Source organism: Streptomyces sp. NPDC002144, from assembly GCF_053593695.1.
On the sequence record NZ_JBSFDB010000087.1, the window covers coordinates 1 to 22,599 of the forward strand.

A 22,599-nucleotide genomic window follows, 5' to 3' on the forward strand; every position below is an offset into this window, starting at 1 on the left:
CATGTCGGCAGTCATGAAGCACCTCCTGGACGCTGTGCTGCGGGCCGATCCCGCTGTGGGCAGCCTACTAACTCTGCCACTCCTCCGGCACGCTGCTCGCTCGCGCCCACAGCCTGCGTTGAGGGAAGGGACGGCGCGTTCACCCGACTGCACCGAACCCGCCCCGGCGCTGCGCTGACCGCCGACGGGGTCAGCATCATGCCCGTGTGGGCCGCACTGGACCAGCCCCACACTCGGCTCTGATTGAGCCCGGGTCTGTCCGGCCAGCGACTCTGGCCAGTAGTCGGTGGTGACGCCGAGTAGCGGTCAGGGCGGAAGGATGCGGTGGCGAAGGAGGTCGCAACCGGCGCGTCTGTGCGTCTGTCTCGTGATCCTCTTGGTGCGGGTGTCATTCCTCGTAGCGTGGAGACGATCTATGCGGCCAGTCCCTCGCTGAGGGTGGCTCGGTAGTCACGTTCGTGGTCGATCGGGCTCTTGAACCCGCACACGCTGTGTAGTCGCCTGGTTTTGTAGAAGTCGGTGATCCGGGTGGCGATCTCACTGCGGGCCTCATACGCGGCATGCGGCGTCCCCTTCGCCCGACCTCCTGCGAGGCACGTTGACCGGTGAACGCCACCAGTGGCCCAGCCCGGGGAGCCCAACGCCCGCGCGAGTAGCCGTGGCCGCGCCGCTCCTTGACCGCTCAGTGCCCGAGACGGAGCTCCACCCAACGCCACGTGCGTAGCGCTCAGGGGCTGCGAAGTCAGAGCACCCGGAAAGACGCTCCGTCACCCCGTCACGAAATCTTGACTGAGCCGTGTGGGTGCACCACCAAGTACGGGGATACGTGCACCACTCAGACCACGTTGGTGTCTCGTTCGATGGCCTGGAGCCGGTTTTTCAGCATGATCTAGCGCGGAACCCCGGGCGTTCACGCCCGGGAGGAAGCGCTTCTCAAGATAGGGGTGACCTGCACGGGCGCACGGGTCTGCACTGTTGCCCTCAGTCGGGTCGCTTCTGGTTCTCGATGTACTCCTTGATGATCTCTAGCGGTGCGCCGCCGCAGGATGCGGCGAAGTAGGACGGGGACCAGAAGTGGTCGCCCCACAGGTACTTGCGGATGTGGCCGGGGAACTCCTGACGGAGCCTGCGGGCGGACACCCCCTTGAGGGAGCCGACCAACCGCGAGATGGCGACCTTGGGCGGGTAGTGCACGAGCAGGTGGACGTGATCACGCTCGCCGTTGAACTCCACCAGCTCAGTTTCGAAGTCGGCGCACACGGCCCGCATGATCTCTTCGCAGCGCGTGAGGATCTCGTCGGTGAACGGTCCGCGCCGGTACTTGGGTGTGAAGACCAAGTGGGCGTGGAGGGTGTAGACGACCGTACGGCCCCTGCGAATGTTGGGGTTTGGCTCCCAGCGTGGTGACATAGATCAACTGTAGTACGATGATCGTCGTGAAGATCGTGACGCAGGTGAAGCTGATGCCGGAGGCCGAGCAGGCCGCCGCGCTGTCCGCGACCCTGCGCACGGTCAACGCTCTGGCGTGCTGGGTCTCCGAAGTGGCGTTCACCCACGGGGTGCCGCGTGAGTACGAGCTGCGCAAGCACACGTACCCGCGCCTCAAGGCCGAAGGTCTCGGGGCGCAGGCCGCCCAGCACACCATCAAGAAGGTGCGCGACGCCTACACCACCTTGAGGGCGAACATCCAGGCCGGGCACCTCGGCAAGCCGAAGTCGAAGCGCCGCCGCAAGGCGGAGTCGAAGCCGATCACGTTCCGTCCCGATGCCGCGCAGCCGTATGACGACCGGTGTTTGAGCTGGCAGCACGACCAGCGGACGGTTTCGATCTGGACCACCGAGGGCCGGTTGAAGGGCGTGCGGTTTGTGTGCTCAGCGGACGCGCTCAAGGTGCTCCAGCAGTACCGCAAGGGCGAGTCCGACCTGATCGAGCGTGACGGCGTCTTCTATCTGATCGCCACGTGCGAGGTTCCCCAGGCCGAGACGTACGAGCCGGACGGCTTCATCGGCGTGGACCTCGGCATCGTCAACATCGCCACCACATCCACCGGCTACCAGGCCGCCGGACGCGCCCTGAACCGGTATCGCAAGAGGCAGCTTGCCCTGCGGGCCAAGCTCCAGAAGAAGCGCACCAAGTCCGCCAAGCGCCGGCTCAAGGAGCGCTCCCGCCGCGAGACGCGGCACGTCAAGAACACCAACCACATCATCGCCAAGACGATCGTGACCGAGGCTGAACGCACCTCGGCCGGGATCTCCCTGGAAGAACTCAAGGGAATCCGGCAGAGGGTACGGCTCCGCAAGCCCCAACGGGTCGCGCTCCACTCCTGGGCCTTCGCCCAGCTGGGAGACTTCATCGTCTACAAGGCCAAGCGGGCAGGCGTGCCCCTGGTCTTCGTCGATCCCGCGTACACGTCCCAGACATGCGCCGAGTGCGGCCACGTCGACAAACGCAACCGTGTCGACCAGGGACTTTTCATCTGCCGGGGGTGCGGGGTCGTTGCCCACGCCGACCGGAATGCTTCCCACAACATCGCCACCCGTGGCGAGAGCGTGTGGAACGCGGGGCGTGAGTCACGCGTCCCTGCCACCCGATAGGTGTGTCAGGACGGAGGAGTCAACCCAGCAGCCAGTTGGGCGCTACCTCCAAGCCCGGTCCTTTAGGGCCGGGTCAAGTTGACCCGATAGCCGTTGCCGGAACGGCCGCGCAGTAGTGCAGGTTCCAGGTCAGACACGGCCATCGCCGAGGACGAACTTGCCGCCCTCACCGCCATGGTCGCCTACGGCAAGAGCGACCTGTCCCGGGTCTTACGGAGGTACACCAGGCGGTGGAGCTGTTCGCGTACACATCGCGCGGTTGACGGCACGTCAAGTCCGTACGTCGGATTCTGCCGCACTTGTGGGGAAAGGCTGCCCCGTGTCCACAGACGGCGCCACACTGTTGTCGAGTCGCGAGTGGTGAACGACGGGGGTGGTTGCGATGAGTTCCGCGGGCGCGTGGGACGAGGGACACGACAGAGCCCGGCCGGTCCGTGAGCTGGCCGTACGGGTCCGGATCGCCGCCGATCCCGGGGCCGACCCGGAAACGGTCGACCGGTCCGCGCGTCAGCTGCGCGCCGAACTGGCCGAGCTGGGTGCGGCCCGGCTGGAGGCCGCGGGCCCGCCGCCGCCCGGTGCGAAGGGCGACGCCGTCACCGTCGGGGCGATCGTCGTGGCCCTGAGCGCCTCGGGCGGGGTCCTCACCGCCCTGGTCGACACCCTCCGCGACTGGCTCGCCCGCCGCGCGGCGGGCGACCGCGTCAGCGTCACGATCGACGGCGACACCCTCGAACTCGACCGTGCCACCGCCGCCGAACGTGCCGCGGTCGTCGAGGCCTACGTCGGCCGGCACAGCGCACCCGGCGGGGACCGCGAACCGTCATGAGCCGCCGTCTCGCCCTGCTGGTGGCCACGTACGAGCACGAGGACCCGGGCCTGAGCCGCCTGACCGCTCCCGCCCACGACGCCGAGGCACTGGCGCAGGTGCTGGGCGACCCCGCGATCGCGGGCTTCGACGTCACCGTCCTGGTCAACGAGCCGCACTACCGCGTCGGCGAGGCCGTCGGCGAACTCTTCCGCGACCGCAGCGGCGACGACCTGGTACTGCTGTACTTCACCGGCCACGGCCTCAGGGACGAGGACGGCCGTCTCTACCTGGCGATGCGCAACACACGCCCCGGCAGCCTGCTGTTCACCTCGCTGCCCGCGGAACAGATCGACCAGGCGATGAACGACTGCGAGTCCCGCCGCAAGGTGCTGATCCTCGACTGCTGCTACAGCGGGGCCTACCCTTCCGGGCGCCTCGCCAAGGGCGACACCACGGTCCACGCCCTCTCCCGCTTCCAGGGCCGCGGCCGTACGGTTCTCACCGCGTCCGACGCCGCTCAGTACTCCTACGAGGGGGACCGCTTCAGCGGCACGGCCGTCCAGTCCGTCTTCACCCGCCACCTGGTGACCGGCCTGCGCGAGGGCACCGCCGACCTGGACGGCGACGGTGACATCACCCTCGACGAGCTGTATCGCTACGTCCACGACCGTGTCGTGGAGGAGATGCCGCAGCAACGGCCCAAGCGGCGAGACGACATGGAGGGGCGCCTGGTCATCGCCCGCAACACCAACTGGACCCTGCCGGCCTACCTGCGCAACGCCCTCACCAGCCCCATCGCCGGGGACCGGCTCTCCGCACTGGAGGGCCTGGATCATCTGCGCCGGGTGGGCAATGCGCTGGTGCGCGAGACGGTCCGGCGGGAGATCCAACGGCTCGCGGGCGACGACAGCCGCATGGTGTCGGGAGCGGCCGCTGAGCTGTTGGGCGTCGACCCGGAGGGGGCCAGCCCGCCCGACGTCCGAGCGCGGACAGGGACGGGCACCGTGCCTGGCGGACCGGGCATGCCCCGGACACCGGCCGTCGTTCCGGCTGCACCGCGGCCCACTGAGCCGCCCTCCCTTCCGGGGCGAGCGGAGTCGAGCGAGCCGTCCACCGTTCCTGGGGGATTGGAGTCGAGCGAGCCGCCCACGGTTCATGGGGGACGTGAGCCGGTGGAATCGCGGCCGCAGGCCGCGGTTCCGGTGTCCGGCGACGACGGCGCGAAGGCGCCTCGCCTGCTCGGTGTACGACGCGCCCTGCCATCGGCGTTCGCGCCGGTCCGGCGGTTGCGTGATCGTCTCCGGCCGCTCGGTCTCACGGGGCTGTCCGGTCTGATCAGCGCAGCCGCCGTCGCACTGCTGGTCAAGAGCCTGCTCTGGGAGGAAGGGCCCTTCAGGCGGTTCAGCTCGACCAACTGGGGTTGCGTCACCTGGTACCTCGCCGGAATCTCCGCCATCGCCTCGGCCGGATCGCTGTGCACGCTCCTACCCAGGACGAGGACGACCACCGGACCCGGCCTCCTCCTGGGAGCCGCGGCGGCCTCCCTGTGGGGGCTCGTGTATTTCGCCGCGGAGACCGCGAGTGCGTGGGTGGTGTTCAAGGACGTCGACCGGCTCGCGCTCGCCGGACACGCCGCCCTCCTGATGGCGGCCTGTATCGCCGCGTTCGCTCTGGCCAGGAACCGCCAGACACGGCTCGACTCACGCCCGCCCCGGGCACTGTGGAGCTGCGTCGTACTGGGCACGGCCTGCGGCGTCGCGGCCGTCGCGGTGCTCGCAGCCCTGTTGCTGACCCACCAGATCGCCGGGCTCCGGCAGGTCATCCCTGAGCCCGATGTCATCCACCGTTCGTGGGCGTCCCCGGCGACCGTCGCGGCGGCCCTCGCGGTGCCCGCCTGGGCGGCCGTGCTGACGCCGCGCCGGACCGGGTACGGCCTCGTCCTCGGCTGGGCGGTGGGCACGGCCGCGGTGATGGCCGGCACCTACGCGAAGTTCACCGAACTCGACGAAGACGTCGACAGGGTCTGGCTCGCCGGCGCGGCGCCCGTCGCCCTCGCTGTGCTGACGACGGTCCTGGCCCGCTGGGCCCGTTCGGCCGACGGACCGGCGGTGCCCCCTCGGCGCAGGATGCTGGTGGCGGGGCTGACGCTGCTGCCGCTGCTGGCCGCCGGGGGCGGCGAACTGGTCGCGGTCACCACCCATGAGGTGCGCGTGGGGGTGCACCCGCTGAGCCTGGCCGTCAGCCCGGACGGGCGACGGCTCTATGTCACCGGCCAGCTGCACCGGCTGGGAGCCCCGTTCTCGGCCCACGACCCCGGCATGGTGGCCGTCCTGGACGCGACGACGGGCAAGCCCCTGCGGGATCCGGTCAAGCTCAAGACGTACGGTTTTGCCACGCTTAGCCAAAACGGCCGCTATCTGTACGTCACCCAGCCCGACACCGGCACGGTGACCGTGCTGACCACCGAGGAACTGGGGCCGCTGGATGGCCCCTTGGCCGTGCGCGGCAAGCCGAACCAGGTGGAGGTCACCGACAAGGGGGATGCCTGGGTCTTCAGCCCGCAGGCGAACGCCATCTCGCTGCTCGGCACCGGCCTGACCCGCTCGGCCTCACCGATCTCACCACGGCATGCGTGGACCTACGCCGCGCTGAGCCGCGACGGCACGCGCTGCTACCTGGCCGCGGGCACCTCGGTGTCGGTCTACGAACTGGACGCGCACCCCGTCAGGAAGCGCGACATCGCACTCGCGCGCAAAGCCGCCGCACTCGCGATCGATCCGACCGACTCCTCCCGGCTTTACGTGGTCGAAGACGAACCCAACGTGGCCGCGAGCGTCGTAGCCCTGGACGCGAAGAGCGGCAAGGTGACCGGTGAGACCGAGGTGCCGTCCGGCACTCTCGGCCAGCGATTGGCCGTCAGCGCGAACGGCGCTCGGCTCTACGTGGCGACCATCTACCCCAGCCCCCGCCAGGGTGAACTGTCCGTCGTGGACACCGGCACGATGAAGACACTCGACGCGCCGCTCGACCTCGGCGACGCGCCGTTCGCCCTCACCGTCGGCGCCCACGACGTCTACGTCGCCCTCTACGACGAAGGCCGCATCGCCACCTTCCCCATGGACAACCCCCACGCCATCACATACTTCACCCTCAAGGCCCCGTGACGGGCGGCTCCCGGCATCAGCCGCCGCAACTCGCCAACACCCTCCGACAACTCCCCAGCCACCTGCTGGGACACCGGCGCGATCCGCTCCGCCGCCGAATCGGTGACCTGTCCCGCAGGCCCGCGATCGACATAGCGGCCGCCGTGGGGACGCATACTGAAGCCGTGACCATCGACCAGGCCGCCGCTGCGCGCTGGGCTCATGTGGCCGAGCGTCTGCCCGCGCACCTCGCCGAACTGTCCGGACCCACCTCCGGGACGGTGGAGCGAGCACGGTGCGGTACAGGCCCAGCAGCAGCTGCTCGTCGCTGATGTCGAAGTGCCTCAGCCCCGACCACGCCAGATGCAACGGCAGGCACTGGCCGCGCCTGCGGATCGCCCTGGGCAAGCCGGTGCGTACCTGCTGGGAACAGCGTTTCCCCGAGCTGGCGGCCGCCGCCGCTGCATGAGGCTTCCACTACTGCACCGGCGCCTGCTCCGTGACGCCCTGGACAGCGGTCGCTCCTATCGCCTGGTGCTGGCCGGCGGCTACGCCATCCAGGCCCATGAGCTGGTCAGCGGCGCCAGCCAGGACCTGGACCTGGCCACCGACACACCAGCCGGCAGGACGAGATCACCGACGCCGTCGCGGCCGGCCTCGTGGACAGGGGATGGGCGATCCGCACCGTCGAGGTCGCCCCGCGCATGGCCCGCCTGCTCGCCACCGACACGGCAACCGGTCACTCCTGCGAGCTGGACATCCTCAAGGAGATCTTCCACAAGCCGCCCGCCAGACCGAATCCGGGCCCACGCTCTCCCGCGACGACGCCGTGGGACTGAAGGTCCGGGCCCTCCACGACCGGGGCTTCCCCCGCGACGTCATCGACGTCTTCAGCGCCCGCGAGCTGTACACCATCGCCGAACTCGAATGTCTGGGCGCACAGCACGACGAGGAGTTCGACCTACAGGAACTGCACGGCCGGCTCGAAGCGGTCGACTTCACCTCCGACCGAGAGTTCGCCGCATACGGCATGCATCCCGCCGGCATCACCGCCTTGCGCGCCTGGGGCCACAACTGGCTCGACGACCTCGGGCTGCGGCTTGCCGAACCGTACACCGAAGACGACGACGGCGACTGAAACGGCCGACTCGGCGGCCTTGCCCCCAGAGCCGTCGGGGAGGTACAGCATCCCGGCACGCACGGCGCCGATGGCCACGGACGCCGAGGCAACAGCGTGCCTCACCTCACACCCCCACATCGCCAACGGCGGAACAAAGCAAGGGCAGTTCGCCGTTCCTATGGACGTGGCTGTGCAGGGGACAGTGTCCCCGGGCCTCACCTACAGCCCCTGGGGACGATCGTCTGGCTGAAGCCCCAGGGAGCACCCCGCCGAGAGGCGACCGCCCTGCGCACGCCACCACCCACGGCCCCGGCTGGCCTCCCCCGTCCAGCCGGGGTCTTTGCTTCACGCCACGGGCCCGCGGCGCTTGTGCCCTGCCTCGCGGCCCACAGCACGCTCTGCCCTCTCACGCGGTCGTACCGCTCGCAGCTCATGGCCGCGGATACCCCATTGATGGGGCTCGTTGAAAACGGCCACCCCATGCTCGGGAGTGATCCCACACCTGCTCGATGAACCTCCTCACCCATCCGGCACCCCATAGGGTGTCGCCCCGCTGATCTATTGCGGCTCCTGTGGTGGGGCCTGGCGACTCGAAGGCGGCCGACAGCGGAACACGTCGCCCAACACGCCGGGTCTGCACCGCGTCACCTTCGCCGTCGACGGCATCAACGACGTCCTCGCCCGCTGACGCGTCCACGACGTCGAACTGCTCAGCAAGGTGGCGCAGTACGAGGACAGCCACCGGCTCTGCTATGTCAGGACTGTGGGGCCCGGGTGACGGTGGTCAACGCGGCGGAGGCTGTTCGATTGCACCACCCCGATGAGGTGTAGGGATGTAGCCCTTCGCCCCAGGTGGTAGATCGTCGAGGCACGCCTGGGAACAAGCGTTGACTAGTAGGGGCAGGACGTCGGTCGCCACCACCTGGGAAAGCCAAGCCTGGTAAGGGCCCGTCGCCGAGATCGGCTCGGTGCAGACGCTGCAGGTGCGGGCCGCGGTGGTTCCCCAGCGGAATGGAGCCAGGCTGTCGAGGTCCAGGACCGTATCGCCGGGCGGAAGGAGCCGCGGGAACGGCGGCCGGTACTTGAAGTTGCCGTAGATCGAGCGCGTGCTCACCGTGCTGTGCGCCAGCCGGGCGCACCGCGTGATCTCGTACGGGAACCAGTGCAGCCGATGCGAGGTGTAGGGGCTGAACTCCTCCAGGCTCGTCATCATGCCGATCTCCGGAGGTATCCGAACCAGGTTGCTTCCGTACAGCACAAGGGTCCGCACCGCCGTCAAACTCCCGATCGACGCCGGCAGAGTCACGATCTGCTGCCGCTCCTCGGGGCTCAGTTCCGCCAGAGGGCGGAACTCTTCCCGGCCGTCGGCTGCCGCCTCCTCGATCAGCTCCAGCAGCCGGAGCCAGCCCGGAGCGCTGGTGTCCTGGATCTCGGCATGGAAGGACGTCGCCGCGCCGGGCGGACTCACCCGGACCTGGTTGAAGCAGTGGCAGCCGTCCTGCGGCGCCCCGGGCCGGGAGTCCATCGCTTCGGGAAAGCGGTTCGGGAAGACCTGTGCGGGGAGCTGTTCGTCCGTCATGGCGCAACGATAGGGATGTGGCGTCCGTGCAGCGCCATCCGAATACCAGCGAACGCACCGCCCGGCACGGCCCGCACACTCCACAATCGGGCGACGCCAGCCGACAACGCCGCACCTCGCTCGTTGAAATTCCCCACTCCGTTGAATGTCGGATCGAGTGGGGCGACGAGCGGCACTGGTCAATTTCAACGGGAGGCGGCATACCCATCAGGCTCGGATAAGGCGTCATAGGGTTCCATCTGGGGCTCTTCTTCGGCTCTTCTTGCGGTTCGTTTGGCTGGCACCTTCGAATCTACGAAGAAGAGCCCCTTGATCACCGGGAGTTGCCCCGACCGGCGTCCCCGTCATGGCGGGCGAGGCTGAACCAGCAGCGGGCCGCACGGCGGTGGTGTCCACACTCCAGGGGCCCCATGGATCGACCTGCCGGTCGGTCTCCTCCGAATCCGTACGAGGCACCACGGTCAAAGACGGTGACGGCTGGCCCAGCAGGCCGCGAGCAGCGATGTTCTCGGCATCCACGTGCGGCAGCAGGTCCACGCCCCTGCAGAGTGATGTCCTAGGCTTGGCTGCCATGTTGCGCCGCTTGATGGCTCTGCCACGGATACACACCGCCTACGACGTGTCGATCGCGGTGCTGGTGGCCCTGGCGACCTCACGCTACGACGAATCGTTCGATGTGCTCACAGGTTGCGCGATGGCCCTGGCCCTGCTGTTCCGGCGCCATCGGCCGATGCTGGTGATGTGCGTGGTTTCGGGACTTGCGCTGATCCAGTACGTGGTGACGAATGACTTGGCCGCGTACGACATGGCGCTGCTCGTCGCGATGGTTTCCGTGGTCGCCCACACCCGGACGATGTGGCATGCATACGCTGCCGGTGCGTTCGTGGTGCTGGGCGTGATGGCGCTTTTCGGCGGGATACTTCCCTTCGGCAGGGCGGCGACCGAGAGCTTGACTGACATCGCCGCGTTTGGTGGTGTCTGTGCGGCCGTATGGCTGACCGCGATGGTGCTGCGGACACGTCGGCTGTACGTGGCCAGCCTGGAGGCCCGAGCGGCCACGGCTGAACGGGAACGTGAGCACCTGGTGCGGCTCGCGGCCGCCGAGGAACGCGCCGAGATCGCCCGGGAATTGCACGATGTGGTCGCCCACAGCTTGGCGGTGATGATTCTGCAGGCCGACGGTGCCGGATACGTCCTCAAAACGGACCCCGACAAGGTCGGTTCCGCGTTGCAGGCGATCGGCGACACCGGGCGGGACGCGCTGGCGGACATGCATCGCATCGTGCGGGTGCTGCGCGGCGGCCGCGCCTCAGGTCAGGGCGAGGCGCCGGAAGCGGAGGCCGACCGCCGCCGGATCTCGCTGGACGATCTGGAGACCGTGGCCGAACGGGCCCGCACCGCCGGGCTGAAGGTGACGTTGACGGTCGAGGGCGAACGGGACGGGCTGTCGACGGCGGATGAACTGACCGTGTTGCGGATCGTCCAGGAGAGCTTGACCAACGTGCTGCGGCATGCCGGTCCCGGCGCGGACGTCGCGATCACGCTGCGGTTCGACAAGGACGTGGTGCTCATCGGCGTGGTCGACGACGGAGCCGGCAAGCTGGCCGGCTCCGTGCCCGCGTCGGAAAGGGCCGGGGGTGGGAACGGTCTCATAGGCATGCGCGAGCGCGTGGAGGTGTCCGGCGGCAGTTTCACCGCCGGACCGCGCCTGGGCACGGGTTGGCAGGTCGCAGCGGAGCTGCCGGTAAGGACGACGAGATGAATGAAATCAGCGGGCCGATCCGTGTCGTCGTGGTGGACGACCAGCCACTGATCCGGGCGGGATTCGCCATGGTGCTGGCCGCGCAGAGCGACATCGAGGTCGTGGGCGAGGCGGAGAACGGCGCGGACGCCCTGCGGCTGCTGGCAGCCACCAAGGCCGATGTCGTCATCATGGACATCCGCATGCCCGTCATGGACGGGGTCGAGGCGACGCGCCGATTGACCGGACTCCAGGAAACGCCACGGGTGCTGGTGCTCACCACCTTCGACACCGATGAGGACGCCTTCGCCGCACTGCAGGCCGGAGCGAGTGGCTTCCTGCTGAAGAACACCCCACCGCAGGAAGTCGTGACGGCGATCCGTGTCGTGGCGGGCGGCGAGTCCGTCGTGGCCCCGCGCATCACCCGCCAGCTCCTGGACCGGTTCGCGGGCAAGCTGGCCCCTTCTCCCCGCCACGACGCACGGCTGGACCTGTTGACCACGCGCGAACGGGACGTGCTCGGGCTGATAGCGGAGGGCCTCTCCAACAGTGAGATCGCCGCGCGCCTGTTCATCGCCGAGGCGACCGTGAAGACCCACTTCGGAAAGATCCTCACCAAGCTGGACCTGCGCGACCGCGTGCAGGCCGTCATCTTCGCCTACGACGCGGGCCTCGTCAGCCCCGCGAGCTGAGTCCTCGGCGAGACCGGGACTACGACTGCAGTCGCAGTCCAGCCCTCCCCTCCCGGTCGCAGTTCCGCGGCGCGGAGATCAGGCGCTGAACCGATGTGCCGGGCCGCCCATTTCCCGAGAATCAACCGTGTTGATCGACGAACGGTCGACAAACAACATCGGAAGTTTTCGGAGGCTGTGATGACTGCTGTTGCCCGCCCGCGTAAGACCAAGGCCATTGTTTTCGGTGCTCTCGCGCTGGCGGTTTCCGTGGTGATCGTGACCGCGGCCGGGTACTGGTGGCACGAGCACAACAGGCCCACCCAGGCCTCCAAGACCGACTGCGTACTGGCGCAGCAAATCGTCGACTCCACGCGAGAAATCCCCAGCGACAAGGCAGCAGTCGACAAGTGGGAGAAGAGTGCGCAGCAGCGCAGGCATCAACTCAAGGACGGATACCTCGGCGCCAGCATCTCGAATTACGAAGGGCTTGCGGCCCAGAACGCGAGGGGCGAGGGTACGCCCCCGGTCAAGGAAGTGCGGCATCTGGAGGACCAGGCCAACAGCCACTGCGTAGACGCCAAAGTCAAGCTTGCATTTCCTTCGATCTCCTCCTGACTCGCCGTGCAAAAGGGAATTAAGCCCATGGCTATGACGCAGGGAACGGAAAAGGCCGCAGCCGCTGGCCAGCATATCGCCACGGCCGTGGATCTGGTGAAGACCTACAACCAGGGAGAGACGCAAGTCAGGGCTCTGGACGGAGTGACAGTAGGCTTTGCCCGAGCGCAATTCACGGCTATCGCGGGCCCGTCGGGCTCAGGCAAGTCGACGTTGATGCACTGCATGGCCGGCCTCGACGCGGCCACCTCGGGCGAAATAGCCCTGGATGGGACGCAGTTGAACGGCCTGTCCGATCGGGCGCTGACCCGGGTGCGGCGGGACAAGGTCGGCTTCGTCTTCCAGTCGTTCAACCTGCTGCCGCAGCTGACGGCTCTTGAGAACATCGCGCTGCCTGTCACCATGTCCGGCCGGCGTCTGGACCGCGATCTGCTCGACCACGTCGTCGGCGTGCTCGGCATCGGCAATCGGATGTCCCATCGGCCGAGCGAACTGTCCGGCGGCCAGCAGCAGCGCGTGGCGCTGGCCCGGGCCCTGGTGGCCCGGCCCGCCGTGGTCTTCGCCGATGAGCCCACCGGCAATCTGGACTCGCGCTCGGGCACGGAGGTACTCGACTTCCTGCGCCGCTCCGTGCGCGACCTCGGCCAGACCGTGGTCATGGTGACGCACGACCCGCGTGCCGCCGCCTGCGCCGACCGCGTGCTCGTCCTCGCCGACGGACGCATCGTCGACGACGTCGACACCGCGTCCGGCCCCGATGTCACCCTCACATTGCGCTCCATGAGGAAGGCCGGATGAACCCCTCCTGGCGCGCGAGCGTCCTGGGATCGCAACTGGCCGAGCTGCTGCGACGGCCCGGCCGACTGATGACGACTGGGATGTCGGTCCTGGTGGCCGCCTTCGTGGTCTTCGCCACGGTCATGGCCCAGCAGATCACCACGAACACCACCGTCGACCACTTCCGCGGCACACCCGAAGCCGCAAGCCTGGTCGCGACCCCCAGCGGGGATTCCGCGGCCATCAGCGGTACCACGCTGAAGAAGATCCGCGCGTTGCCCGGTGTGGCCGAGGCCATCGGCCGCGTGCAGACCGGCGCGCCGCTCGCCGGTCCCTCCGAGCACTGGCTGGAGCTGCACTCCGACCCCGGCACCGGGCCACTGTCCGAGGTCCGGCTCGTCAAGGGAAGCTATCCCGACCGCGCCGGTGAGATCGCCGTCAACAACCGGGCGGCCGAAGAACTGCAGCTCGCCCCCGGCACCCGCACCACCCTGCGGATCCCCGACCCCAAGGACGGGGACAAGACCTCCAAGGTCACCCTCACCGTCACCGGTGTGGTGAAGAGCACCGCGACCGCAGAGCAGCAGGCCGGCGGTTACACCACCGACGCGCTTGTCGCATCCCTTGCGGATCAGCCGGGCTTCCAGCACGTGGACATCCGCGCCAAGGACGGTGTCCCGGCGAGCGAACTGTCCGAGCAGGTGCGCAGCATACTCGACAAGGCGTCCTCCGCCGCGTCGCTCAAGTCCGGCAGCACCGTGCGAGCCCAGGAAGCACGCGAGGCCCTGAACGGCGACGTCCGTGAGCTCTTCCAGGTCATCTCCGTGTTCCTGACCGTGGCCGTGGCGGCCGCGGCCATGGTCGCCACCTCGGCCTTCCGTATCGTCTTCGCGCAGCGGCTGCGGCAGTTGGCACTTCTGCGCGCCATCGGTGCCCCGCAGGGCCGGCTGGTGAGCGCTCTCGCCGTAGAGGGCGCCCTGGTGGGAGCGGTCTCGGGCTCGCTGGGTGTGTTGATGGCGCTGGCCGCCGGACACCTCGCCCCGTCGGCCTCCCGCATCCTCGCGGGACAGGAGCTGTCGGCACCGGGCTTCCCCGTACTGCGTGCCATGCTGGTGGTCGTGGGAGCCACGCTGGTGACGGTCTGCGCGGTCCTGGCCCCCGCCCTGTCGGCGGCCGGCGTGTCACCGCTCCAGGCACTGCGCGCCGCGAGCACCGTCACGGGCGAGCGCGGCATCAACCACACCCGGCTCGCCGCCGGAATCCTCCTCGTCATTGCGTCCACGGCGCTCGCCGTTGTCCAACTCGGCGATCTGCCCCAGCCCGGGCAGATGGACTACGACCGGGAGAACGCCATGATGGTCACCGTCGCCTCGGCGGGCTTCGCCTTTCTGGCCCTCATCGCCCTGGGCCCGCTCTTGGTCCGCCCCGTGCTGGCCGTCGCCGGGTGGCCGTTGCGCCGACTGGGCAGCACCGGCAGACTGGCCGTCAGCGGCGTCGGAGGCACGCCCCGCCGTGCCGCGTCCGTCTCCGTCGTCGTCGCCCTCGGTGTCGCCCTGGTCTCCGGCGCCCTCGTCAGCATCGACGGCCTCAACAGCCATCTGGAACGCACCGCCGCCGTCGACTCCCCCGCCGACTTCCGGGTCGCGGGTGGTGGCAAGGGCCTGGACGCCGGCGTCGTACGGCAGTTCGCCGAATCCCCCCAGCTGACTCATGTCACCCGCTACCGCAGCGTCCAGGTCACCATCGGACCCAAGGGGGCGGCCAGGGAGATCGAGGTCTCGGACCTGGATCCGTACGCCCTGCCGACTGGCAAGTCCATCGGCACCGTCACCGGCTCCCTCGGGAGCCTGGGCCCGGGCAGTGCGGTCGTCGCATCCGACGTGGCCGACCTCCTCGGTGTCAGGGCGGGCGACACCCTCACCCTCCCTGCCCCACTCCCGAGTTCGCTCGAGCGGGGGGACCCCCATCGCCGCGGCAACATCAAGCTGACCGTCGCTGCCACGCTGCCCGGTGACGGCCCGGGCATGGCAAACATCCTGGTCGCACCCGCCGACCTCGACCGGATGGGCGCCTCCCAGAGGGCGACGGGCCTCCTCGCCGACGCCGCCACCGAGGGCCTCGCCGGCCGCGGCAGAGCGCAGCAGGCGCTGGAAGCCCTGATCCGTGAACACCTCTCCCAACGGGACGACGTCACCATCAGCGTCCTGGCGGAAGCCCGGGACCACGACCAGAACACGATCCAGATGATGGGCACCATCGCGCTCGGGCTCCTGGCCCTGACTGTCCTCATCGCCGTCGTCGGCGTCACCGCCACTACCAGCCTGACCGCGATCGAACGCACCCGTGAGTTCGGACTGCTGCGCGCTCTGGGACTGGGCGGCAGCGCGCTGCGCTGGATCATCACCGTGGAAGCGGGCCTGTACGGAGTCCTCGGCGGCATCCTCGGCCTGGCCCTCGGCATTCCCTACGCCTGGTTGCTCATCCGCATCATCTTCAGCGACCCACCCTCGCGGCTGCCTGGAGGACAACTGCTAGCGGTCCTCACCGCCCTGACGATCCTTACGGCCCTCGCGGGACTCCTGCCCGCGCGTCGCGCCACCCGTATCACCCCGATGACCGCACTGAGCAGCACCGAATGAAAGGGGCTCCGAAGTTGAGGCGCGCCTCGTCTTGGGTACTGACGTGATGTCACGGTGTGTGACCGTGGTGGTGGTCGTCCGCTGGACTCAGGGCGGGTGTTGTCACGTTGTTGGGTGTGTGGGTGTCGGTCAGGCGCGTTCGGCGGAAACGGGGGCGAGCTGGCCGTGGGCCCGGGCCAGCACGGAGGCGAGCAGCGCGTTCAGGCATTCCGCGTCGGGAGCTTCGGATCCGGCCCGCGCTGATCGACCGGCTCATCGGCGTACGCATCGACGCCAGCCACGGGCCGGGCGCTCTCGTCTCCGAGCTGGCCCGGGAGTCGGCGCGGTCGGCCACCGGGTTCCGCGAGGCGGAGGCGCTGCGGTCGGCGGCGGCCGTCGTCGAGCTGATCGCGGTCGCACTGGAGGCCCGGCTCGGCGACGAACAACCGGCCCCGGACGAGTGGCTGCGGGACCGGATCACCGGCTACATCGAGGCGCGGCTGGCCGATCCCGATCTGTCCCCGCCCGGCATCGCGGCCGCCCACCACATATCCGTACGTCGGCTGCACCAGCTGTTCGAGGACGAGCCGCTGACCGTCGCGGCCCTGATCCGCCGTCGCCGCTTGGAGCGCTGCCGAGCCGAGCTGGCCGGAAGCGGACGGACGCTGGGACCTGCGACTTCTCGCGGTATCTCACGCTGCTTCATCTGCGGTTGTCTCGGCTCGCGGTGCATCCCCGCCAGGAGGCCAGGCGGCACAAGTGTGGTTCCTCCCGTGCCCCGTGGCGCCCTCGTGATGTCAGGCGGCGCGCTTCACGTGGCGGACCAGCCACATCAGCAGGGCGTCCAGGTCGGCGGCGGCCGAAAGGACCCGGTCGACCGCCTCTGGGGTGTGCAGCCACTGCTCGTAGCCGAGGGGGCGGGTGGCGATCAGCGAACGGTGGCGCAGCAGGTTTGTACGGGGGTGGTCCGTCGGATAGCCGCGCGGGGGGCGTTTCATCACGTCCCCGGAGATCTCGTAGCCCTTCTTCCGCACGTCCTCGACGATGGCGGACAGTTCGCGGCCGCTCCCCTCGGAGGCCACGGCTTTGCGGAACGTGTCCACCTGGCCGGGATCGGGGTACCACCAGGCGCCCTGGATCTGCAGGCCGTCCAGGGAGAACCGGAGACCGATCTCGATCTTGCGGCCGAGCCGGATCACCGCGCCCTGGTGCTGCCACCACCAGGAGTCGGTGCGGTAGTGCCAGACGGAGAAGTCCTCGTACCGGGGGTCGGTGTCCGCGACCTCGTTGAGCAGGGTGATCATCGGCTGCCGGACCAGGCGTTCGCGGTCCGCGCGGTAGCGCTCGCGGGTCGCGTGGGTCGGTTCGCCCTGGAGCTGCCACAACACGTCCATGGCCTGCTCAGGCCAGCCGGTGAACTGTCCGCGCATGCGTGCAGGTTAGCTCACCCATGATCCGCGCGCGCCGAGAGTGAGACGGGCAGGGAGGCGTACCCCCGGGCTGACGCGCACGCGAACAGATGGGATGGCGCTGGGGGTTCGTCAGCCAGGCCTGCCCGGAAGCGCCCCCGGAACAGCCGTTCGCTCAGGGTCGGCGGAGTTTGACGGCGCGCATGGACATCGGATCTATTCCTCCTGCTGATGTGGACACATCATGCGCTTCCCGCTAGCTTGCCAGAAAGGTCCGCACCAATCAGGAACGCTCGGGAGGATTGATCGGATGTCAAGGAAGCGGGTCGGGAAGAAGATCCCTGCGTACCTCGTCGTCGGCGCTCTGATCGCCGGTCTTCCGCTGGCCGGCAGCTCCGCCGTGGCCGACGCCGCTCCACACGCCGGCGTGACCGCGCAGGCCCCGCCGGCCGGGGTCTACTTCCAGGACGAGGGCACCGTCCAAGGGTGGTCCAACTATCCGCAGAAGCCCCAGAAGCAAGGCGTTCTACGCAACGTCACCGCCCCGGCCTACAAGGGCGGCAACGCCATCGAGGCCAAGCAGACCTATGTCAACGAGGGCGGCGGCTACCACTCGGAGACGATACAGGCCTCCACCCAGGCCGTAGGCCAGGACCGCTACTACGGTCAGGCCATCTACATCGCCCCAGACTGGCGGTTCCACAACCAGAACGTCACCTTCCAGCAGTGGTCGCCCGAAGATCCCGAGGGACCGTGGGAGCTGATGTTCATCCAGAACGACGACCTGCGCATCGGCGGGTCCGGCGGCATCAGCGGGAACATCGCCAAGGTGACCGATCTGCGCGGCACGTGGATCCGGATCGTCACGCGCCTGAAGCTCCACGCGACCGACGGCGCCTTGGAGATCTGGGTCAACGGTGCGAAGAAGTACAGCAGAACCGGAGTCCCCGTACTGCCCAAGACGTCCAACACGATCCGCTGGTCGTCCGGCATCTACTGCACCGGCTGGCGCGAGAACCTGCCCGCCGGCCCCCGGGAGCTCTCCGTCTTCCACGACCACGCACGCATCGCCAACTCCTACCGACTGGCCGAACCCGCCAACTGGTGAACACCAGACAAGGTGGGAGGTGCTGCGGCTGGACTCGCCGGTCAGTCCGATGTGCCGTGTGTGGCGGCCCTCATTGGGGAGAACCACGAACGATCTGCTGGTGCGTGCGATGGCCAGCCGCGACGGGGCACCACCATGATCTACAACACCTTCAAGCCCGCGCTCCGCATATCTTCGCGGGCGAGATCACCCGCGCAGGTGTGTGACCCTCCCATGGCGCCCATCCCTCGATCTGCTGACTGAGCGTGAGCCCACGAAAGTCAGCCCCTGCGGCGGCGGAGGGCTGTATCTTGCGGAGCAGGGCGTTCTAGACGAACTCCTCGGCACGCTACCGCGACAGTGAAACCGTCCGGCAGCATAACGGTTAATACTCCGTGAAAAAGCGGGCACAGGAACTCACTGATCAATGACCGTATTGACGCTCATGAATTAGTGATTCCGTGCCCGCCCCACGTTTGCCCGGCGGCAACTTTCCTGGCCAGACAGCTCTAGCCCGCTTGGGCCTGCGTCTGCTGCCGGTTGGTGCGACCGCAGCCGGCTACTATACGAGCGACCAAATCTGGTTAGTGGCAACCGGACTTGAGCAGGTAAAGACGTAGACGTCGGTGCCGGTGCTACCACCCGAAATTCCGAGACACACGCTCGCGTTTGCGCGGTTCTTCAACAGGAATGTGGTGTCGGTGAGGTAACTGCGCGACCAGTCCTGGGTGTAGCTGCTGGAACCAGCTGCATAGACAGCTCGGGTTCCACTAGAGGAGGCGTTTCCGCTGAGGCCCAGGTTGAGGTTGGCGTTCGACTGCCAGAGGGTTAAGTAACCTCCGTCAGCAATAAGCGTGAAAGGCAAGCCGCTCGTCTTGACAACAGCATTGGCGCCACTGGCCGCCAGGTACTTGCCATTCCCATTCTTGAGGTAGTAGCAGCACGTTCCCACTGCTTGCGCGGCGCTGGGGGAAAGCACCGTGAACAGTGTCCCGACCATAGCTGCCGCCGATGCCAGGGCAGCAAATTTCTTCGTTCGCATCCCATCTCCTCCGCTGCAAGCCCTAAGACCGGGAATAGTTCACGGGACGTGCGCACAGCTGGTGAGGGCCGCCGTAGTCGCGGCAGAGAGTGATCTTGATTCGATCGATCCCGCCGACGAGGTCCGTGTCGCCGATCGTGAAGTTGAAGTGGCGATCAAAGCCAAGATCGCTATCCTCGTTTGCAGTTCTGGTCTCGGAGTCGATTTTCACCGACCCCGCGAAGGCCTCAAAGATTGCGGTGGTTCCGTAAGTACCGCCGAAGTCGTACACGTCACCCAGGAGGTTTGCGGTGCGGTTGTACCAGGTGATCGTGCCCTCGGTTGCGCCGTCACAGTCGTCCGGGCTGCATATGACGAAGTCTTCCATCGGATAGGCCGCCTGCGCCGGGACCGCGGTGGCGGCGGCGATCCCGCAGGCCATCAGGAATCCCTCAGCCACCTTGCCGACAATACCCTGTTTTCTGAGTAAATATCTCATTTCCGGCTCTCCTGTTCCGTGTCATCGTCTGTAAGCCCCAGCGGTTTACGCTCTGCCCGTGGGTGCCGGCCTGCTCGGCCGCTCGGCGGTGCATGCGTCGATAGTGGCGTCCCGACCTGGTTGCGACCTTGTCGAAACCTTGTCGACGCCGCATCTGAGGTTTTCGCTTCGGGGTGACGGCGGCTTCGGTGGTGGGTGTATGCCGGTGGGATGAGGTATCCCGATGGGGGTGGCCTGACCGCGGTAGAGCGGGCCCGGCGGGAGCGGGTGCGGTACCAGGCCGCCGAGATGTTCGCGGCCGGGTTGAGGCCGGTGCAGGTGGCGCGGGCCCTGCGGGTGTCGCGTAAGTCCGCGTACGCCTGGCATGCGGCCTGGCGTGACGGCGGGGTGGAGGCGTTACGGTCCAAGGGGCCTTCGGGGGTGGCATCGAGGATGAAGCCGGCCTGGCGGACCTGGCTGGCCCGCGCTCTGGAGCAGGGCCCGGCCGCGCACGGCTGGAGTGAGGACCAGCGCTGGACGCTGGCGAGGATTGCGGTGCTGGTCGCCCGGCGCTTCCACGTGCGCTTCAGCCAGCCGCAACTCTCCCGGATTCTGCGGCAGATGGGCTTCTCGGTGCAGGTTGCCGTGCATCGGGCCGCCGAGCGGGACGAGGAGCAGGTGCGGGTATGGCGGGAGGAGACGTGGGCGCGCGTGGAAAGAAGGTGAGGGAGCAGGACGCGTGGGTGGTGTTCGAGGACGAGTCGGGTCAGGCGTTGCGGCCGCCCAAGGCCCGTACATGGTCCCGCATCGGAGTGTCGCCGCAGGTGAGGGTGTCGGGGAAGGGGTCGGGGAGGGTCAGCGCGACGTGCTTCTCCAGCAGGCGCAGCGACCAGCGGGCGTGTCCTTTGGGCGGCTTCGAGCAGGCCAGCGCAATCAGCCTTGCCTCGACCTCGCCGGTCACCAAGGAGGGCACCGGCGGCTGGGCGCGTTCCTTCCGGCCGACCGTGGCCCACACATCGCCGCCGGTCTCCGCGTACCGCTTCGAGATCAGGCGGACCGAATCGCACGAGACCCCGACCCGCTCCGCGATCACCGCCCGCGGAGCGACCTCGCCAGCCGAGGTGTCCAACGCGAGCAGCACCCGCGCCCGCCTGATCATCGACGCGCTGCGGACCCCCGTCGTCGTCACACGCTCCAACGCCCGACGGTCCTCGGCACTCAAGACAACCGGGTACTTCTTCTGCGAGCCCACAGCACCCCTGCCCGGCCGAACCGAAGCATCAAGCGAAGCCTGCCCGACCCCAACTTCACCAACCAGAACGACACTTAGTCGCGACAGTCTACTAGTTGATTCCCGCGGTGAGTTCGCTGAACAGCTTGTTCGCCGCGTCCGAGGTGAACTGGCGCTGGAGCTCGGCGCGGGCGATCTGCTTCTTGAACTCGCCTTCGAAGCCGGTGAAGCCGGCGTTGTGCATGGTGTCGGTGATCCACGTCGCGAACGCCTGGTAGTTCCAGATGTGCGGCAGGCAGGTCTCCGAGTAACTGTCGAGGAGGCTGGGGTCGCCTTCCCTCGCGTGGCGGATCACCGCTCGAGCGAAGACCCCGGTGTCGTGCAGGGCGAGATGGATGCCCTTGGCGCTCATCGGCGGGACGATGTGGGCGGCATCGCCGAGGAGGTACAGCCTGCCGTAGCTCATCGGGTCGAACACCACGCTGCGCAGTGGCACGATCTGCTTGGACAGGATCTCGCCGCGCGAGGGAGGAGTACCGAAGCGGGCTTCCAGCTCGCTCCAGATGCGCTCGTCCGGCCACTTCTCAGGGATGTCGTCGACCGCACACTGGAGGTAGATGCGGCTGGCCTCAGGTCCGCGGGGGATGATTCCGGCCAGGCCCAGTTCATGGATCGCCATGCCGGACGGGCTGGCCGGGGTGGCGGCCATCACGCTGAGCCAGGAGTAGCCGTACTCGTGGGAGTATTCGGTGAGCGCCTTGGCGGGGATGCTGCGGCGGGAAACGCCGTGGAAGCCGTCGCAACCGGCGATGAACTCGCAGTCGATGGCCTGGGCCGATCCGTCTGCGTCCTGGTAGCGCACGACGGGCTGGTTTCCCGTGAGGTTGTCCAGGGTGACGTCGTCGGCTTGGTAACGCAGGTCGCCGCCTTCGCGCAGGAAGACCTCGGTGAGGTTGCGCACGAGAACCTGCTGTGGGCAGTACAGGCTTTCGTCGTTGTCCTCGTCCATCTCGATCGGCATCGCGTGGCCGTCGATGTAGAAGCCGCCCTCGCTGTGCGGGATCGGGTCGCCGGCCAGGACTTCCTCCAGCCCCCACTCGCGGAACAGGCGCACCCCGAAGGTGTCGATGGTCCCGGCGCGCTGGCGCTGCTCGACGTAGGCACGCGGGTGCTTTTCGAGCACGACGCAGTCGATACCGTTGCGCTGCAGGAAGTTGCCAAGGGTCAGACCGGCGACGCCGGCTCCGATGATAACGACTGCCGTGTGGTCCCGTGTCGTGGTCATGAGTGTGCGAGCCTCCGTGCTCAGAGCAGTGAACCGGTTCGCGGCGTGGCCGCGCCGATGGGGCCGCCCGGCTGGTGCGGCGTACAGCCACCACCCTGCGACGACCCCTGCGGTACGTGCCACCGGTGATTGGAAAGCAAATACCGGAAAGCCGCCAACGTGGCGCGTAACCCGAGCGAAGGGTGCTTGAGCTGCGCTGACGCGGGGTTCAGGTGTGGTGGTGGCGCAGGTCGGCCTGATAACGGCCCGGTGTCTGGCCGACGACTTCGGTGAACGCGTCGATGAAGCTGGACGGGTTGGACCAGCCGCACGCCACCGCGGTCTCTGAGGGGCCACGAGGTTTCCGGACAGGCACCCAATAGGGTTGTCCTGAACAAGGAAACGAGGACGAAGTGGCGCCACCCAGTAAGTACTCGCCG

The 22,599-nt window shown here is 68.1% G+C and carries 19 protein-coding genes and 1 pseudogene; 13 read left to right on the plus strand and 7 right to left on the minus strand.

Going from position 1 to position 22,599, the window contains the following annotated elements; translation table 11 throughout:
- Nucleotides 1-981: 981 nt before the first annotated feature.
- Nucleotides 982-1,410 (minus strand): IS200/IS605 family transposase, encoded by a 429-nt coding sequence (gene tnpA, locus ACWCQ1_RS48810; RefSeq protein ID WP_451029680.1) that lies wholly within the window; start codon nucleotides 1,408-1,410, stop codon nucleotides 982-984.
- A gap of 17 nt (nucleotides 1,411-1,427) precedes the next feature.
- On the opposite strand from tnpA, the gene ACWCQ1_RS48815 reads away from it, so the two are divergent.
- The 6 genes from ACWCQ1_RS48815 to ACWCQ1_RS48840 all read left to right on the plus strand — a co-directional run bounded on the left by ACWCQ1_RS48815 (nucleotide 1,428) and on the right by ACWCQ1_RS48840 (nucleotide 7,683).
- A complete protein-coding gene (locus tag ACWCQ1_RS48815; RefSeq protein WP_451029681.1) occupies nucleotides 1,428-2,594 on the plus strand; it encodes an RNA-guided endonuclease InsQ/TnpB family protein in 1,167 nt (388 codons plus the stop codon).
- Nucleotides 2,595-2,976: 382 nt separating this feature from the next.
- Nucleotides 2,977-3,420, plus strand: a complete 444-nt coding sequence (locus ACWCQ1_RS48820) for an effector-associated constant component EACC1 (protein ID WP_451029682.1) — start codon at nucleotides 2,977-2,979, stop codon at nucleotides 3,418-3,420.
- Nucleotides 3,417-6,566, plus strand: a complete 3,150-nt coding sequence (locus tag ACWCQ1_RS48825; protein WP_451029683.1) for a caspase, EACC1-associated type — start codon at nucleotides 3,417-3,419, stop codon at nucleotides 6,564-6,566. The genes ACWCQ1_RS48820 and ACWCQ1_RS48825 overlap by 4 nt, the downstream gene beginning before the upstream one ends.
- Before the next feature lie 274 nt (nucleotides 6,567-6,840).
- A complete protein-coding gene (locus tag ACWCQ1_RS48830; RefSeq protein ID WP_165955193.1) occupies nucleotides 6,841-7,014 on the plus strand; it encodes a hypothetical protein in 174 nt (57 codons plus the stop codon).
- A gap of 190 nt (nucleotides 7,015-7,204) precedes the next feature.
- On the plus strand, nucleotides 7,205-7,384 hold the full coding sequence (locus ACWCQ1_RS48835; protein ID WP_451029684.1) for a hypothetical protein: 180 nt from the start codon (nucleotides 7,205-7,207) through the stop codon (nucleotides 7,382-7,384).
- Nucleotides 7,375-7,683, plus strand: coding sequence for a hypothetical protein (locus ACWCQ1_RS48840; protein WP_451029685.1), 309 nt, complete (start codon nucleotides 7,375-7,377; stop codon nucleotides 7,681-7,683). Before ACWCQ1_RS48835 ends, ACWCQ1_RS48840 begins: the two co-directional genes overlap by 10 nt.
- A gap of 766 nt (nucleotides 7,684-8,449) precedes the next feature.
- On the opposite strand, the gene ACWCQ1_RS48845 is transcribed toward ACWCQ1_RS48840, so the two are convergent.
- The gene (locus ACWCQ1_RS48845) at nucleotides 8,450-9,244 is read right to left on the minus strand and encodes a leucine-rich repeat domain-containing protein (RefSeq protein ID WP_451029686.1); all 795 of its coding nucleotides are present in this window, start codon (nucleotides 9,242-9,244) and stop codon (nucleotides 8,450-8,452) included.
- 571 nt (nucleotides 9,245-9,815) lie between these two features.
- Between ACWCQ1_RS48845 and ACWCQ1_RS48850 the strand changes: the two genes are divergently transcribed.
- From ACWCQ1_RS48850 to ACWCQ1_RS48870, 5 genes are all read left to right on the plus strand, one after another.
- Entirely contained in the window at nucleotides 9,816-11,006 is a 1,191-nt protein-coding gene (locus ACWCQ1_RS48850; RefSeq protein WP_451029687.1) for a sensor histidine kinase, read from the plus strand.
- Nucleotides 11,003-11,677 carry a response regulator gene (locus tag ACWCQ1_RS48855; protein WP_451029688.1) on the plus strand — a complete coding sequence of 225 codons (675 nt, stop codon included), beginning with the start codon at nucleotides 11,003-11,005 and terminating at the stop codon, nucleotides 11,675-11,677. The genes ACWCQ1_RS48850 and ACWCQ1_RS48855 overlap by 4 nt, the downstream gene beginning before the upstream one ends.
- Nucleotides 11,678-11,857: 180 nt before the next feature.
- Complete coding sequence (locus ACWCQ1_RS48860; protein WP_451029689.1) at nucleotides 11,858-12,274, plus strand: hypothetical protein; 417 nt, start codon at nucleotides 11,858-11,860, stop codon at nucleotides 12,272-12,274.
- A gap of 33 nt (nucleotides 12,275-12,307) precedes the next feature.
- Nucleotides 12,308-13,072 (plus strand): ABC transporter ATP-binding protein, encoded by a 765-nt coding sequence (locus ACWCQ1_RS48865; protein ID WP_451029697.1) that lies wholly within the window; start codon nucleotides 12,308-12,310, stop codon nucleotides 13,070-13,072.
- A complete protein-coding gene (locus ACWCQ1_RS48870) occupies nucleotides 13,069-15,690 on the plus strand; it encodes an FtsX-like permease family protein (RefSeq protein ID WP_451029690.1) in 2,622 nt (873 codons plus the stop codon). Before ACWCQ1_RS48865 ends, ACWCQ1_RS48870 begins: the two co-directional genes overlap by 4 nt.
- Before the next feature lie 776 nt (nucleotides 15,691-16,466).
- Here the strand turns inward: ACWCQ1_RS48870 and ACWCQ1_RS48875 are convergent.
- Nucleotides 16,467-17,099 (minus strand): DUF2461 family protein, encoded by a 633-nt coding sequence (locus tag ACWCQ1_RS48875; RefSeq protein WP_451029691.1) that lies wholly within the window; start codon nucleotides 17,097-17,099, stop codon nucleotides 16,467-16,469.
- Between the two features lie 289 nt (nucleotides 17,100-17,388).
- Here ACWCQ1_RS48875 and ACWCQ1_RS48880 point away from each other — a divergent pair, with 289 nt between their 5' ends.
- Nucleotides 17,389-18,186 (plus strand): heparin lyase I family protein, encoded by a 798-nt coding sequence (locus ACWCQ1_RS48880; protein WP_451029692.1) that lies wholly within the window; start codon nucleotides 17,389-17,391, stop codon nucleotides 18,184-18,186.
- A 541-nt stretch (nucleotides 18,187-18,727) separates the two neighbouring features.
- Here the strand turns inward: ACWCQ1_RS48880 and ACWCQ1_RS48885 are convergent.
- Both ACWCQ1_RS48885 and ACWCQ1_RS48890 read right to left on the minus strand, forming a co-directional pair.
- Complete coding sequence (locus tag ACWCQ1_RS48885; protein WP_451029693.1) at nucleotides 18,728-19,207, minus strand: RICIN domain-containing protein; 480 nt, start codon at nucleotides 19,205-19,207, stop codon at nucleotides 18,728-18,730.
- Nucleotides 19,208-19,229: 22 nt separating this feature from the next.
- Complete coding sequence (locus ACWCQ1_RS48890; RefSeq protein ID WP_451029694.1) at nucleotides 19,230-19,685, minus strand: hypothetical protein; 456 nt, start codon at nucleotides 19,683-19,685, stop codon at nucleotides 19,230-19,232.
- Between the two features lie 210 nt (nucleotides 19,686-19,895).
- Here ACWCQ1_RS48890 and ACWCQ1_RS48895 point away from each other — a divergent pair.
- Nucleotides 19,896-20,560: pseudogene (locus ACWCQ1_RS48895) on the plus strand (IS630 family transposase); the annotation flags it as partial.
- Between the two features lie 447 nt (nucleotides 20,561-21,007).
- Here ACWCQ1_RS48895 and ACWCQ1_RS48900 read toward each other — a convergent pair.
- Both ACWCQ1_RS48900 and ACWCQ1_RS48905 read right to left on the minus strand, forming a co-directional pair.
- Complete coding sequence (locus ACWCQ1_RS48900; RefSeq protein ID WP_451029695.1) at nucleotides 21,008-22,180, minus strand: 4-hydroxybenzoate 3-monooxygenase; 1,173 nt, start codon at nucleotides 22,178-22,180, stop codon at nucleotides 21,008-21,010.
- A gap of 208 nt (nucleotides 22,181-22,388) precedes the next feature.
- A partial coding sequence (locus ACWCQ1_RS48905) for a helix-turn-helix domain-containing protein (RefSeq protein WP_451029696.1) occupies nucleotides 22,389-22,599 on the minus strand: 211 nt, incomplete at its 5' end.

Bases quoted from the DNA above. Each gene is read 5' to 3' on its own strand.
- ACWCQ1_RS48850 (WP_451029687.1), top strand. From the start codon at position 9,816: ATGTTGCGCCGCTTGATGGCTCTGCCACGGATACACACCGCCTACGAC.
- ACWCQ1_RS48885 (WP_451029693.1), bottom strand. From the start codon at position 19,207: ATGCGAACGAAGAAATTTGCTGCCCTGGCATCGGCGGCAGCTATGGTC.
- ACWCQ1_RS48825 (WP_451029683.1), top strand. From the start codon at position 3,417: ATGAGCCGCCGTCTCGCCCTGCTGGTGGCCACGTACGAGCACGAGGAC.
- ACWCQ1_RS48860 (WP_451029689.1), top strand. From the start codon at position 11,858: ATGACTGCTGTTGCCCGCCCGCGTAAGACCAAGGCCATTGTTTTCGGT.
- ACWCQ1_RS48815 (WP_451029681.1), top strand. From the start codon at position 1,428: ATGATCGTCGTGAAGATCGTGACGCAGGTGAAGCTGATGCCGGAGGCC.
- ACWCQ1_RS48870 (WP_451029690.1), top strand. From the start codon at position 13,069: ATGAACCCCTCCTGGCGCGCGAGCGTCCTGGGATCGCAACTGGCCGAG.
- ACWCQ1_RS48875 (WP_451029691.1), bottom strand. From the start codon at position 17,099: ATGCGCGGACAGTTCACCGGCTGGCCTGAGCAGGCCATGGACGTGTTG.
- ACWCQ1_RS48820 (WP_451029682.1), top strand. From the start codon at position 2,977: ATGAGTTCCGCGGGCGCGTGGGACGAGGGACACGACAGAGCCCGGCCG.
- ACWCQ1_RS48855 (WP_451029688.1), top strand. From the start codon at position 11,003: ATGAATGAAATCAGCGGGCCGATCCGTGTCGTCGTGGTGGACGACCAG.
- ACWCQ1_RS48900 (WP_451029695.1), bottom strand. From the start codon at position 22,180: ATGACCACGACACGGGACCACACGGCAGTCGTTATCATCGGAGCCGGC.
- tnpA (WP_451029680.1), bottom strand. From the start codon at position 1,410: ATGTCACCACGCTGGGAGCCAAACCCCAACATTCGCAGGGGCCGTACG.
- ACWCQ1_RS48880 (WP_451029692.1), top strand. From the start codon at position 17,389: ATGTCAAGGAAGCGGGTCGGGAAGAAGATCCCTGCGTACCTCGTCGTC.
- ACWCQ1_RS48890 (WP_451029694.1), bottom strand. From the start codon at position 19,685: ATGAGATATTTACTCAGAAAACAGGGTATTGTCGGCAAGGTGGCTGAG.
- ACWCQ1_RS48845 (WP_451029686.1), bottom strand. From the start codon at position 9,244: ATGACGGACGAACAGCTCCCCGCACAGGTCTTCCCGAACCGCTTTCCC.
- ACWCQ1_RS48865 (WP_451029697.1), top strand. From the start codon at position 12,308: ATGACGCAGGGAACGGAAAAGGCCGCAGCCGCTGGCCAGCATATCGCC.